At 62.3% G+C, this 13,965-nt stretch carries 11 protein-coding genes; 6 read left to right on the top strand and 5 right to left on the bottom strand.

The window, feature by feature from the left end:
* Window positions 1-37: 37 nt before the first annotated feature.
* The 5 genes from R2APBS1_RS08595 to R2APBS1_RS08580 form a co-directional block, all read right to left on the bottom strand.
* Window positions 38-3,007: a Tn3 family transposase gene (locus R2APBS1_RS08595; RefSeq protein ID WP_015447640.1), complete on the bottom strand. Its 2,970-nt coding sequence runs from the start codon at window positions 3,005-3,007 to the stop codon at window positions 38-40.
* 47 nt (window positions 3,008-3,054) lie between these two features.
* Window positions 3,055-3,405: a DUF3147 family protein gene (locus tag R2APBS1_RS08590; RefSeq protein WP_015447639.1), complete on the bottom strand. Its 351-nt coding sequence runs from the start codon at window positions 3,403-3,405 to the stop codon at window positions 3,055-3,057.
* Between the two features lie 119 nt (window positions 3,406-3,524).
* On the bottom strand, window positions 3,525-3,704 hold the full coding sequence (locus tag R2APBS1_RS20690; RefSeq protein WP_015447638.1) for a DUF1289 domain-containing protein: 180 nt from the start codon (window positions 3,702-3,704) through the stop codon (window positions 3,525-3,527).
* Between the two features lies 1 nt (window position 3,705).
* Window positions 3,706-5,664, bottom strand: a complete 1,959-nt coding sequence (locus R2APBS1_RS08585) for a heavy metal translocating P-type ATPase (protein WP_015447637.1) — start codon at window positions 5,662-5,664, stop codon at window positions 3,706-3,708.
* A gap of 44 nt (window positions 5,665-5,708) precedes the next feature.
* On the bottom strand, window positions 5,709-5,987 hold the full coding sequence (locus tag R2APBS1_RS08580; protein ID WP_015447636.1) for a metal/formaldehyde-sensitive transcriptional repressor: 279 nt from the start codon (window positions 5,985-5,987) through the stop codon (window positions 5,709-5,711).
* A 199-nt stretch (window positions 5,988-6,186) separates the two neighbouring features.
* Between R2APBS1_RS08580 and R2APBS1_RS08575 the strand changes: the two genes are divergently transcribed.
* The 6 genes from R2APBS1_RS08575 (at window position 6,187) to R2APBS1_RS08550 (ending at window position 13,965) form a co-directional block, all read left to right on the top strand.
* Window positions 6,187-6,516 carry a hypothetical protein gene (locus R2APBS1_RS08575; RefSeq protein WP_157769709.1) on the top strand — a complete coding sequence of 110 codons (330 nt, stop codon included), beginning with the start codon at window positions 6,187-6,189 and terminating at the stop codon, window positions 6,514-6,516.
* Window positions 6,517-6,775: 259 nt separating this feature from the next.
* A complete protein-coding gene (locus R2APBS1_RS08570) occupies window positions 6,776-7,888 on the top strand; it encodes an efflux RND transporter periplasmic adaptor subunit (RefSeq protein ID WP_015447634.1) in 1,113 nt (370 codons plus the stop codon).
* 1 nt (window position 7,889) lies between these two features.
* Window positions 7,890-10,973, top strand: coding sequence for an efflux RND transporter permease subunit (locus tag R2APBS1_RS08565; RefSeq protein WP_015447633.1), 3,084 nt, complete (start codon window positions 7,890-7,892; stop codon window positions 10,971-10,973).
* Window positions 10,966-11,283 (top strand): DUF3240 family protein, encoded by a 318-nt coding sequence (locus tag R2APBS1_RS08560; RefSeq protein ID WP_015447632.1) that lies wholly within the window; start codon window positions 10,966-10,968, stop codon window positions 11,281-11,283. Before R2APBS1_RS08565 ends, R2APBS1_RS08560 begins: the two co-directional genes overlap by 8 nt.
* Window positions 11,280-12,524, top strand: a complete 1,245-nt coding sequence (locus R2APBS1_RS08555) for a TolC family protein (protein ID WP_015447631.1) — start codon at window positions 11,280-11,282, stop codon at window positions 12,522-12,524. The genes R2APBS1_RS08560 and R2APBS1_RS08555 overlap by 4 nt, the downstream gene beginning before the upstream one ends.
* A gap of 103 nt (window positions 12,525-12,627) precedes the next feature.
* Window positions 12,628-13,965: an MFS transporter gene (locus R2APBS1_RS08550; protein ID WP_015447630.1), complete on the top strand. Its 1,338-nt coding sequence runs from the start codon at window positions 12,628-12,630 to the stop codon at window positions 13,963-13,965.

Here is a 13,965-nt window from a genome sequence, read left to right as displayed (position 1 = left end):
TGGAAATTTTCGCAAAATGAGCAATAAGTCCTTGAGGCTACAAGGTAAATTTAATGTCTTTGGCCATGGCGCTTTGGTATCGCTCAAAGTCCAGTGAGTAGTGGCCTAGCCGATTGATATGCTCTCGCCGGTATGGCGACAGCCGATTCAGCAGCTCTTCGCTGAGCGGAACGCCCTGCTCTTGAAGAACTTTCAGCGTCCGCGACATCGTATGGACGTTGTGCAGGATGACCATGTTGGCCACGAGGTGGTTGTATTTCACGACTTTTCGCTGCTCGTGGCGAATGTTTTCCGCAATGATTCCGTCATTCGCGAAGTGCAACCATTGGGCGAAGTCGTTGAACTGCTCGCTCTTGTTCGTCGACTGGTGGATCACGCGGCGCAGCTCAACATCATTGATGTAGTTCAGGAGGAACCGGGTTCGAATCGCCCGACCGAGTTCGCGGAACGCGAAATACAGCTTGTTCTTGCGGCTGGCCACACCCAAGCGCCGAAGGATCATTGAGGGAGTGATCCGCCCTGCCTTGATCGAGATGGCCACGCGCAGCATGTCCGGGTAGTGCCGCTCGATGAGCTCCCAGTTGATCGCTTCGGTGAATAAGCTGTTGATGTGATCGTATTTGGCCTTCCGGTCGGGCTTGTAGAACACCAGCTGTTTGATGCCACGGATACGCGGCATGAGACGGATGCCCAAGAGGTGCGACAAGCCGAACACGGGTGCACTCTGAGCCTGCGTGTCACCGTGGATCGTGTCCGGCTGCACATCAGATTCATTCTTGATCAGGCCGTCGAGGATATAAACCGCCTCATGCACGCCACACGGAATGAAGTTGCTGAAGAGCGCGATGTACATATCCGAGACATGGTAATAGCCGATGCCACCGTAACCGCCATAGCGAACGTGGTACTCCGATAGTAGGTTCTGCTCGTAGATGCTCCACTTCGTGCCGTCGGCCGAAACGTGTTTGCCGGTGCCCCAGAATTTGGGCAAGGCGAAGGTGTTGAAGGCGTTGATCACCCGTACGATCGCCTTGTCCAAACGTTCCTCGGTGATATGGCGAAGGTTGAGCCACGCGACCTGCTTGCGACTCAGCCCCTGCACCGAGCGCGCTGTCTGCGTGGGGCCCAGGTTGCAGCCGTAGCAAAACAAGGTGGTGATGAAGCGTTTTCGTGGGTCGTCGATCTTGGTTTCAAAGCCGGACAATGGTCCGAACAATCGATGTAGGTCGAGCCACTGCTCGGACTCGGTCAGCAGGTCCAGTATGTTGACGGGAGGCATATCCTCCTTGAGTCGTGCCTCCAACAGAGCCAACTCCGGTGGATCCTGCTTGCGGTCGAGCCGCTGGATGACCAGACCGTTGTCACCGATCCGTACGAACTCGTTCTCGGGAAAGCTGTCGTCCACCTGCTTGGCCAGCGTCGACATCTCAGCCTTGAGTTGTGCAACAAAACCCGCGCCATCCTTGGGCAGCGAGGTGATATCGCAGTAGCGGCTCAGTTCCCCGCCGTACTCATCCCAAGACACCAGATGTTCCCGGTAGTCATCGAAGTCGTTGCTGTGCGCCGAGTACAGATCGCCGGACTGCAGGTCTTTCATGATCGACATGCAGATGAACAGTTCGAGGTATTTTCGATGGATACGTGGTTCGTCTTCTGGCGACACCACTGCGATCAGGCGATACCAGGCGTCGGGCAGCCAACGCTTCAGATCGATGCCCTTGGGCAACACCGCTAGATCGAGGTGTTCGCGGCGTGCCGTGCGCCACTCTCGGATCCAGGCGATGGCTCGTACCAGCGTATCGTCTTGTGAGCTGGACTGAAGTTCGAGCACGTCCAGGCATTGATACAGCAACGCACGTTTGTTCCCGTAGGGTTTCAACATGAAGGGAAGATAGTTGTTCCCCGCGAAGGCGGCGTGCTCATCGCATTGGATGATCCATTGTTCCGGATCATCGCCCAGCACCCGTTCCATATTTGCCACGCGCTTCTTGGCCGACTCGCCCTCTTGCATGGCGGCCAGCACCTCGCGAAATTGGCCAATCAGACGATCGGTTTGCTCGGCATGGTCCAAGCGATACTGGCGCAGCCGCTCCTCGGCCTGGTTGTCGATGCCATGCATGATCTTGATGAAAATGTTCGCTACGTCGTCAGTGGCTTTCTCCAACTGCGACTGGATCAGCAGCACGGCCAGGGTATGACGTTTGATCAGCTTGACGGTTCGGATGTCCTTCGCATCCAACGCCCGAGCTTCCAACATCAACTGATGGCGCTTGGTCACCGCCATCTCGCGGGTATCGGGTAATCCATGACCCAGGCTTTTGAGCCAGCGGATATGCTCAAGAAATTTTGCCACTTCACGCACGGCGGGCCTTTTCGGTTCACGCTTGAGCTGATCCCATAGGGTGACCCCACGCCGCTGCAGGATCAGGTCGTCCAGCATCTGGCGCTGTTCGGCCGACAACTGCTCCGTGACCGATTTGAAGATTGCGGTGTTGACAGCGTTACGCGCCGCCCGCGCGGCACGCACAAGCTGAGTGAACCCGGGTAGTTCGAATTTCTGCCGAACGAGTTCTTCAATGAGGACATTGATGATGTCCTCCAATTCCTGTTTGGTCGAGGCCGCCTCGCGGGCAACTTGATCCAGCCAGGACCAATCGGTTTCCACAAACCGCTGCACACCGATAAAGTCACGGATCTTCTGCAGATGTCGCGAGCGGCTTCCCGACGCGTCGTAAGCCTTCAATTCGCGCATGGTGGGAACACGCATCTGGGCACTGCTACATACGTGATCGACAATCACACGCGGCAACGTCGACAGCAACTCGAAGTAACCCAAGCGCTGAAGGATTTTTAGCTGGATCAACAGCAATGCCTGGGTGGGCTTACGTGCGGAAACTCCCATGGCAAACGCGCACTCATCGGCCGTGGGCGTGTATATGACCGCCAGTTCACGGGCGCTGAGATCCTTCTTCAATTGGGGATAGGCAGTGTCCTGAATCGTGCTCATGCGAATCCACGGTGCGACATGCTTGCCGCCGCCAAAAAAAGAAGAAGCTAAAGCAATTTGATCCCGAAGGGCTTGACGGCCAGCGCAAAAATGCCAAAGCACACCACCGTAATGACTGCGCTCAGTGCCAATGCAGGCCAGAAACCGAAGCGTGCAAACAGACGCGGAAAGATCAGGAACATCGGCAGCGTCGGCACGACATACCAGAACGTATACCAGGCGTGATTCGCGATCTTCTCCGCGGGCTGCTTGTCCAGATAGAGCCAGGTCAGCGCGAGCAGCGTCACCAGCGGAAGTGATGCAAGCAAGGCGCCTAACCGATCGCTGCGTTTGGCCAGTTCGGAGACGGCTACTACGACAGCTGCGGTGATGAGGTATTTGGTGATGCTCCACGGCATGGTGGTGGCTCGACAGGATGGTGTAGGAAGAAGTTTTCGCTAAGCGGCGAGGGCTGGAACGCGGTGTTTCCGCAGTGCAGTCGGCGCGCCGTTACACCTTGGCCAGGCGATCCTTGAAATCAGCGACCGCCCTTCAGCTTGTGAGCCCGTCGCGCAAGATCCGCCAAGATCTCCCGCCGCCGATAATCGGTGAGCTTCCGCCACTGACGAATCTCCGTTGTCGTGCGGAAGCAGCCAACGCACACGTCGGCTTTTCGATTGAACCGACAGACGTCGCCGCAAGGTGACGCAAGCGCCATGTCAGTGATGCTCTGCAACTAGCCGTACGGCACCGGGTTTCTCTTTGGACTCAACGGCCGGCAGCAATCGGGCCGAATTAAGGATGAAGGTCATCTCCGAAGCGACATGGATAAAAGCGGCAAGCAAAGGATTCAGCAAGCCGGCGGCGGCCAGCGCGATGCCGACGAGATCCACCGCCACCGTGCCGACGAAGTTGGCCCAGATGATGCGTCGCGTACGTCGTGCCAGCTGCAGTGTCTGCACGAACTTGACCAGATCGTTACCCAGCAGCACTACGTCCGCGCTCTCGCGGGCGACATCGGTGCCCGAGCCCATCGCCACGCCGACATGCGCCTTCATCAGGGCGGGCGCATCGTTGATGCCGTCGCCGACCATGGCCACCACGGCCTTGCCGGCGGTCAGCTGTTCGATGTAGGCGAGTTTGGCGTCCGGCAGCACGTCGGCCACGATGGTGTCGATACCCAGCTCGGCGCCCACGGCTTGGGCGACGGCCTTGGTATCGCCAGTCAACAGCACGGTGCGAAGACCCATGGCGTGCATTGCCTGCAGCGCGCTTCGCGATTCGCTGCGGATGGTATCGGCGACGATGGCCATGCCCAGCCACGCATCGCCACGGGCCAGCCATACCTTGGCGGCGGCCGGCTGCTGCGTCAGCAGCTCCTCGGGCAGCGCGATGCCACACTTGCGCAACAGCGCTTCATTGCCCACCAGGATGCGCTCGCCGTTGACGGTGGCGGAAATGCCGAGGCCCGGCGTGTACTGAAAAGCCTCCGGCTCGACGGGTGTCACGCCCTGCGCACGCACATAACGCACCAGCGTCTTGCCCAATGGGTGCTCCGAACGCAGCTCAGCGGATGCCATCAGCCGTAGGACATCGTCGACGACGGCACCAGGGGCGACCACCAGTGACTGCACTTCCGGCTCGCCATAAGTCAGCGTGCCGGTCTTGTCCAGCACAACGGTATCCACCCGGCCGAGCTGCTCCAGATACAGGCCGCCCTTGATGATGGCGCCGCCACGCGCCGCGCGACCAATGGCACCCAGGATCGCCAGCGGCGTACCGGCGGCGATGCCGCAGGCCCCGGCGACGATGATCACGGAAATGGTGGCGCGAATGTCCCGCGTGATCAGGTAGGTCAGCAGCGCTGCGGCCAGCGCGAAATAGACCAGGTAGCCGGCCATTCTGTCGGCTAGCCCTTGCACCGGAGCGCGCGAACGCTCCGCCTCTTCCACGGCATCGATGATCTTGCCGTAGCTGGTGTCGCGGCCGATCCGTTGCGCCAGAATTTCCAGCGCGCCGGATTGATTGATGGAGCCGGCATATACCTCGGTGCCGGCAGTCTTTTCCACCGGCATGGATTCGCCGGTAATCCGCGCCTGGTCGACAAACGAATGCCCATCGACGACGCGGCCGTCGACGGGAATGCGGCCGCCTGGATTGACCAGCACGGTATCGCCCACGGCGAGTGAGCCGCTGTCGACTTCGCGGATCGCGCCATCACGTCGAACCGAGACCTCGCGCGGCAGGAAATCCAGCAGATCGCGAATGGCGCGTCGCCCGCGCGATACCGTCATGCCCTCCAGCACCTCGGCCACCAGCACGAACACGGTGATCATCAGCGCGGTGAAGAATTCCGAGATGGCGGCCGCCGCAACGATCGCGATAGTCATCGACAATTCCATTGTCATGCGCCGCGCGAGCAGGTTCTCTATCGCCTCCTTGAAGATCGGCCAACCGCCGATCAGCAATCCAGCCACGCCGATCACGCTGAATCGGGGCCACGGTTCCCACCAGTGAAACCACACGGCGATCGCCGCCAGCGCCACGGCACCGATGCGCAGCGCCTCCGGGATGTCGAAAGCGTGTTCGTGATCATGCGGCTCGGCCGCCGGCGCGATCGTGCGCTGCTCTGCCTGCGCCGATAGATCCGTGTCAGCACGCGGCTGGGGGTCGGTCATGAGGAACTCCTGATTGCTGCAGACTGGGTTGCGGCGAAACTTGATTACTTCAGATACGTGCGGATCACGTCGATCAGTTCTTGCGCGCCTTGCTTGCGTTCCGCGGGATCGGTGATGTCCGGATGGGCCACGTGCATCTCGATATGGTCCTCGACGACCTTGGCCATCAGTCCATTGATCGCGCCGCGGATCGCGGCGATTTGTCGCAGGATCTCGGCACAGTCCTTTTCGCTGTTCAGTGCCCGTTCGACGCCTTCGATCTGGCCCTTGATACGGCGCACGCGGCCAAGCAACTTGCTGTTGTCCTTCGCCAGATGTCCCATGAACTTCTCCTTGCCGGCAACCGTCGTGATCGTAGACGGGCTATAATATACCCCCCTATGGTATTATAGCCATCGCCACCCGCTGCAATTTCTCGTGATGGCTTGCCTGTTTCGTCCGTACCCCGCATGCTGAGTTCCCATGTCTGCCCTTCGAACCATCCGCCGATTGCATCGACGCCATCTCACGATGGTGCGGTGGATGCTGTTGCTGGTGTTGGCCATCGTGATGTTGTCGACGATGCCGCGGTGGGTGGTCCATGCTCACGACGGCAACCAGGCGTCCGGGTTCCTGCTTACGGCTGATCAGACCCTCGAGCACCATGTGGCCAATGCCGATGTCGCTGACATGACGCCATCCGATGTTTCGCATACCCATGTGCATTACCTTGCCGGTGCAGCCTTCACGCTGCCCGCGCTGTTCGGCCAGCTTCATCAGCTCAACCCGGCGGGCAATCACTGCCCGCCGTGGCGCAATGCGCTGACGCCGCAAGGCTTGCTCGCCACGCTGCACCGCCCTCCTATCGCCTGATCGCCACGTTGACCGGCCGATAACGGCCTTTCGTTGACCCGATCCGATCGGAGCACGCTGGTGTCTTCTTTGCGTTGTCCTCGCCGGCTGCCGTGCGCAGCTGGGTCGGGCTTGTCCGTGGCTGCGGGCAACCCGATGGGATTTTTTCTTCCTCTTCCCCTGCTGGCGTCCGGGCTTTTGGCTCGATGCAAGGCCTCTCTGTGCCGCTTTCTTGCGGCACAAGCGCGCCTGATTCATTCCCTCTCTGGAGTCCTGTCCCATGAGTTATCGACTGTGGCGAACTGGCGCGCGCAGCGCGCTGGTTGGTGCCTTGCTTTTCCCGGTGGCTGCTGTCGCCGTCAACAACACGTTTCCGGTATCCGCCGCACAGATGCGCGCCCTGGGCATTACCGTGCAACGGCTGGACAAACCCGCCGCGATCCGTGGCCTGAGTTATCCGGCGCGGGTGATTCTGCCGCCCCAGCAGGATGTGGTGATCAGCGCGCCGGTCGCCGGTGTCGTCGAGCAATTGCTGGTGACCGAACATCAACGATTGACGATCGGCCAACCGTTGTTGCGATTGGCCAGCCCGGAATTCGGTGAGCTGCAGTTGGCCGCGCTGGAAGCGGCCAACAAGAACCGCCTGGCGCAGCAGACCTTGCAGCGCGAGAAGCAGCTGTTCGCCGAAGGCATCGTGCCGCAACGTCGCTTGCTCGAAGCCGAGGCCGCAGCCAGCGATGGCAAGGCAGGCTTGCGCCAGACCAGCGCCGCGCTGCGCCTGGCGGGCCTGGACGCGCCGGCCGTTGCTCGCCTGATCGGCTCCGGTGCCTTGCAGGAATCATTGACGCTGAAGGCGCGTAGCGCGGGGCTCGTGGTCGATCTGCAGGCCAAACCGGGCCAGCGGGTCGCTGCCGCCGACCCGCTGCTGCGCATTGCCGATCCCAGCCAACTGTGGCTGGACATCCAGATTCCGGCCAAGCGCGCCGATGCCTGGGCGAAGGACGGCGACATCACCGTCGTGGGACGCCCCGTCACGGCCCGACCGATGCAGGCTGGAGCCGTGGTGGGCGAAGGCCAGACCGTGAGCCTGCGTGCGCGAATCAGCGCCGGGGTCGATCGCGTACGACCGGGCGAGGCCGTGCAGGTGCAGGTGCCATTTGCCGATCGCGCGAATGCGTGGTCGCTGCCGTTGGCAGCCGTCGCCCGCCAGGGTGAGCAGGCCTACGTGTTTGTCCGGACCGCTCAGGGTTTCGACGCGCGCAAGGTCAACGTGGTCGCCAGCGCTGGGCAATCGGTAAGCGTGCTAGGCCCTCTCAAGAGCGCCGACCAGGTCGCCGTCAGCAGCGTGATCGCGCTGAAGGCCGCCTGGCTCGGCGAGAGCGGGGGCGAATGAGATGCTCAATCGCCTGATTCAATTCGCGCTCGCCCAACGGTTGTTCGTGCTGTTGGCTGCCGCCTTGCTGGCCGCCGCCGGCTGGTTCGCCTTCCAGCACCTGCCGATCGATGCCTTCCCCGACGTCTCCAGCACCCAGGTCAAGGTGATCATGAAAGCGCCGGGTATGACCCCGGAAGAGATCGAGACCCGGATTGCGATTCCGATCGAAGTGGAGATGCTGGGCATCCCCGATCAGCGCATGCTGCGTTCGGTGTCCAAGTACGGCCTGGTCGACGTGACCATCGACTTTCAGGATGGCACCGACATCTACTGGGCGCGTCAGCAGGTGGCCGAACGCTTGAACGGCATCCTCGCCGATTTGCCCGAAGGCATCAGCGGCGGTATGGCGCCGATCACCACGCCGCTGGGCGAGATGTTCATGTTCACCGTGGAAGCGGAAAACATGTCGATCACCGAACGTCGAAGCCTGCTTGATTGGGTGATCCGGCCGGCGCTGCGCGCCGTGCCGGGCGTAGCCGACGTCAACGCGCTCGGTGGCTTGGTGCGCAGTTACGAGGTGGTGCCCGACCCGGTGAAGCTGGCCGCGGTGGGTCTTTCGACCAACGACTTGCAAGCGGCGATCGGTGCCAACAACCGCAACGACGGCGCCGGCCGGCTCAGCGAGGGTGACGAGGTGCTGCTGGTTCGCACCGAGGGCAACATCCGCCATCTGGACGATCTGCGCGCCATCGTCGTCACCCGCAAGGATGGCGTGCCGGTGCGCATGGGTGATGTCGCCGAAGTGCGCATCGGTGCGCTGACGCGCTATGGCGTCGTCACCAAGGACGGTCGCGGCGAAGCCGTCGAAGGCCTGGTGCTCGGCCTGGCCGGCGCCAACGCCCGCGACGTGGTGAGCGGCGTGGAGAAAAAGCTCGCGGAGCTGGCACCGAGCCTTCCCGCGGGCGTGAAGCTGCAGGTGTTCTACAACCGCGCCGACCTGGTCAACAAGGCCGTGGGCACGGTCACGAAGGCGCTGATCGAAGGCACGCTGTTGGTGCTCGTGCTGTTGGGTGCGTTCCTGGGCAACGTACGGGCGGCGATCACGGTCGCCGTGGTCTTGCCACTGGCGGCGCTGGCCACCTTCATCCTGATGCGCGTGGGCGGGATGTCGGCCAACCTGATGAGCCTCGGCGGTCTGGCAATCGCCATCGGCATGCTGGTCGATGCGGCGGTCGTGGTGGTGGAAAACATCGTGCAGCACCTGGCCCATGACAAGGCCGGTGGCAAACTGCCGCGTCTGCACATCATCTTTCGCGCCGTACGCGAAGTGGCGGTGCCGGTCACGGCCGGCATCCTGATCATCATAACGGTGTTCCTGCCGCTGCTGACCTTGCAGGATCTGGAAGGCAAGATGTTCGTGCCGGTGGCATTGACCATCGCGTTTGCGCTGGCCAGCTCGCTGGTGCTGTCGCTGACGGTGATTCCGGTGCTGGCGTCGTTCCTGCTCAGGAAGGTTCCACGCGACGATCCGTGGCTGCCGCGCAAACTGCTGGCCGCCTACCGCCCGGCGCTGGCGTGGGCCATGCGGCGTCAACGCGTGGTGTTCATTGCCGCGGGCGTGATGTTGGCGGTCACGATCGGTGTCTACGTGATGGTCGGCAAGACGTTCATGCCGACCATGAATGAGGGCGACCTGATCGTCGGTATCGAGAAACTGCCCAGCGTGAGCCTGGAGGAAAGCGCCGCGCTCGATCTGAAGATCCAGCAGGCACTGATGTCGAAGGTCCCCGAGATCATCGGCGTGGTGGCCCGCGCCGGCTCTGACGAGATCGGCCTGGACCCGATGGGATTGAACCAGACCGACACGTTTCTGGTACTCAAGCCCACCAACGAATGGCAGGCCAAAGACAAAGGCGCGTTGATCACCAAAATTCGCGGCGTACTCGATGAACTGCCAGGCATCAAATACAGCTTCACCCAGCCGATCGACATGCGCGTGCAGGAAATGATCATCGGCGTGCGCGGCGACTTGGCGATCAAGGTGTTTGGCCCCGACCTCGCGATATTGGACGAGCTCGCGAGCCAGATCGAAGCGCAGGTGAAAACCGTTCCTGGAAACCAGGACGTCTACACCGTGCAGAACGACGGCGTGCAATACCTGCGGGTGATCGTGGATCGGCTGGCGGCCGGTCAGTTTGGTCTGTCGGTAGAAGACGTGCAGGACGCGCTGCGCGCCCAGATCGAAGGACAGCGCGCCGGCTTGGTGATCGAAGGCAACCAGCGCGTGCCGATCGTGCTGCGCGGACCGGAGCGCGTGAAGCTGTCGCCAGCGGAGTTCGCGATGCTGCGCATCACGGCCGCCGATGGCACCAGCGTGCCGTTGGAAAGCGTGGCCAGGCTGGTGCGCGATGGCGGCCCGGTGAAGATCGATCGCGAGATGGGCAGCCGCTACAGCGTGGTCATCGCCAACGTCAGCGGCCGCGATCTGGTGGGCTTCGTGAAAGAGGCCAAGGCAAAGATCGCCAAGGCGGTGAGCTTGCCGACCGGTTACCGGATCAGCTGGGGCGGACAGTTCGAGAACCAGCAGCGGGCGGCGGCGCGGCTGACACTGGTGGTGCCGCTCGCGCTCGGCGTGATCTTCCTGATCCTGTTCTCCACCTTCGGATCCGTACGCCAATCGCTGCTGGTGCTGAGCAATATCCCGTTCGCGCTGATGGGCGGCGTCATCGCCTTGTGGGTGACGGGGGAATACCTCTCGGTACCGGCATCGGTCGGCTTTATCGCGCTGCTCGGTATCGCAGTGCTCAACGGCGTGGTGCTGGTCAGCTACTTCAATCAGCTGCACGCCGAAGGATTGAGTCGACTGCAATGCGTCGTCGTCGGTGCCGAGCGCCGTCTGCGTCCGGTGATGATGACCGCCTCGATCACCGCCTTCGGCCTGATCCCGCTGCTGTTCGCCAGCGGTCCGGGCTCCGAAGTGCAGCGACCGCTGGCGATCGTGGTCATCGGTGGCCTGGTCACCGCCACTGCGCTGACCCTGATCCTGCTTCCCATCCTTTACCTGCGGTTCGCCCATGCAACCGCGGAGGTATGTCATGGATAAGTCCACGTTCGATAAATGCAGTTTTTCCCTGGTTTGTGCGACGGACATCGAAGAAAAACTCCTCGACACGTTGCTGCTCAATTTTGGCGACGAGGTCTTCTTCAGCCTGCCCACCTTCAGTCATGGAACCGCCGGCGGCCTGTTGAATCCGCTGGAACAAGTGCTCGGGCGCAGTCGCTCGGTCTACGTGCAAATTCTGCTGACCAAGGCCGAAAGCGAATCCCTGCAGCAGCTGCTGCACGCGGATTTCGCCGGTACCGGTATTCGTTATTGGGTGTCGCCGATTTCGCTGGAAGGAGAACTCGCATGAAGCGCTGGTGGAGTTTGCTTTTACTGGGCATGGCGTCCTGTTCGATCTCGGCGATGGACGTCGACATGCCCACGCCCACCGATCTGCCCTCCACCGAATCAGCGCAGGTTTGGCTGCGGCAGGACCCCGCGGTGCAGGAAGCGTTGGCGGACATGGCCGGTGCTGGTCACGTGGCCGGCATGTTGCGTGCTTCGCCGCATGAATGGACGGTCAAGGCGACCTCGCAACAACGTCGTTACGAAGCGGGTCCCACATCTCGTGAATGGGCAGCGCAACTGGAGCGCACGATCCGCTTGCCCGGCAAGAAGGCGATGGATCGCCAGCTGGGCGACGTGGAAGTCGACCTGGCACAGGCGCGTCTGGGTGAGGCGATCCATGAGGCGGCACGCAGCCTGCTGGATCTGTGGATGGCTTGGGCGCAAACCGAGCACGCGAAGAAGTTGATAGCCGAACAAACCACGTTTGCGCAGTCCAACCTGCAGGCGGCCAAGACGCGGCAGCGTGCGGGGGATGCATCGCGCCTGGAGGTGAATGTCGCCGCCGGCGATCTGGTTGAAATTCAGCAACGATTTGCGCAAGCCAGCGCCGAGGCGGCCAAGGCGCAAGCACGGCTGCGAATCCGTTTCCCGGACGTGCCGTCGGGTCTGCCTACGCTCAGCGAACCGCAACCCGTCGCCATGCCGGAACAGGCATGGCATGAGCTGGTGATGGCCAGCAGCGACCCGTTGCGCATTGCCGAGCTGGAAATGCGCAAAGCGGAACAGCAAGCTGACCGCGCGCGCGCCGACCGATTGCCTGATCCGACGGTCGGCGTATTCACCGCCTCCGAAGCGTTCAGTCGCGAACGCATCATCGGTGTCAGTGTGTCGATCCCGTTGCCGGGTGGCTATCGCCGTGAACGCCTCGGCCAGGCTCTGACCGCCGTGGACGCGGCGACCGCCGCCCGCGATCGCCAGCAAAGGGTCGTCGAGACCGAAATCGCCGAGGCCTATGCCGATGCCAGCGGCAACCACGCGCGCTGGCAACTGGCTACGAAAGGCGCGCGCCATGCGGCCGATACCGCGCGGCTGACCCAGCGCGCCTATACGCTGGGGGAAGCCGACGTGCAGACCTTGCTGCTGGCTCGCCGGCAATCGCTGCAAGCCTCGGAAGCGGCTCTTGACGCGCGCGTTACCGCCCTGCGTGCGTACTATCGCCTGCTCATCGACGCCCACCGAATCTGGGGGCTGGCCCACGAGTAAGCTGCACGACGGACCGATCCGGCGAATGAAGTTCCATCGGGTCGGCGGTTTTTGCTTGGCGAATTCCGACGGCGCCAAGCTTCCTTATCCACTGGAGCCATGCATGCTGTTTGAAGTCCTTACCGATCGCGTCTATCGGCACCTGTTTGCGGCACAGGCCACCTCGCTGATCGGCACCGGTTTGATGACCGTAGCGTTGGGTCTGCTGGCTTATGACCTCGCCGGTGACCGCGCCTCGGTGGTGCTCGGCACGGCGCTGGGCATCAAGATGGCGGTCTATGTGCTGGTCGCGCCGCTGGCCACCGCATACACCGCGCGGTGGCCGCGCAAACCCTTTCTGGTCAGCATGGATCTGATCCGGGCGGTTCTGGTCTTGTGCCTGCCATGGGTCACTGCTGTGTGGCAGATCTATGTGCTGGTCGCCGTCTTGCAGACTTGCTCGGCGGCCTTCACCCCGACCTTCCAGGCCACCATCCCCGAAGTGCTGACCGATGAGGCGCAGTACACCCGCGCGCTGTCGCTGTCGCGCCTGGCCTACGATCTGGAAAACCTGCTCAGCCCGCTGCTGGCGGCACTGCTGCTGGGGGTGATCAGTTTCCGTGGATTGTTCGGCTTCACCTTGCTCGGCTTCGTCAGTTCCGCGGCCTTGGTGGCGACCATTCCACTCCCGCGTCGGCTCGCGCTGGCGGCGGTACGGCCCAAAGTGTTGGCCGGCATGCGCCGCTACCTCGCCACGCCAAGGTTGCGCGGCATGCTGTGCCTGAGTTTCGCCGAGGCGGCCGCCGGTTCACTGGTCATCGTCAACACCGTCATCTATGTGCGCGACTGGCTGGGCGGCAACAATCGCGACGTGGCGTTGACCACCGCGGTATTCGGCGGCTTCTCGATGGTGGCGGCGCTCAGCCTGCCACGCTTGCTCAAACGCTGGCCCGATCGGAGCGTGATGCTGAGTGGTGCCGTGCTGGCCGGCTTGGGTCTGGTGCTCTTCGCGGCGCTCGCTTCACTGGTTCCGGTGGCGGAACGTCGATGGTTGATCGCCGCCGCATGGGGGCTGATCGGCGCTGGCTACGCCGCCATACTCACTCCGGGCGGCCGTTTGCTGAAGCGTTCGGGTAACGCCGAGGATCGACCGGCCTTGTTTGCCGCGCAATTTTCCCTGTCCCACGCCTGCTGGCTGTTGATGTATCCCCTGGCAGGCTGGCTGGGCACCTTGTCATCGCCAGCGTGGGGCGCCGCATCGATGGCAGTCATCGTGGTCATGGCGGTGGTCGCGGGTTTCCTGCTATGGCCGTCGCGCGATCCCGAGGTGCTCATCCATCATCACGACGATCTGCCGCTCGATCATTCCCACCTGACCTCAGGCGAAGTGGCCTCCGGGCATGTGCATGCCCATCCATATGTCATCGACGACATGCATCCGCATTGGCCCTCACCGAAATGA

It is taken from the genome of Rhodanobacter denitrificans (assembly GCF_000230695.2).
Lineage (GTDB): Bacteria > Pseudomonadota > Gammaproteobacteria > Xanthomonadales > Rhodanobacteraceae > Rhodanobacter > Rhodanobacter denitrificans.
Note: the sequence above shows the minus strand (reverse complement) of the source record. Positions and strands in the feature narration are given on the sequence as shown.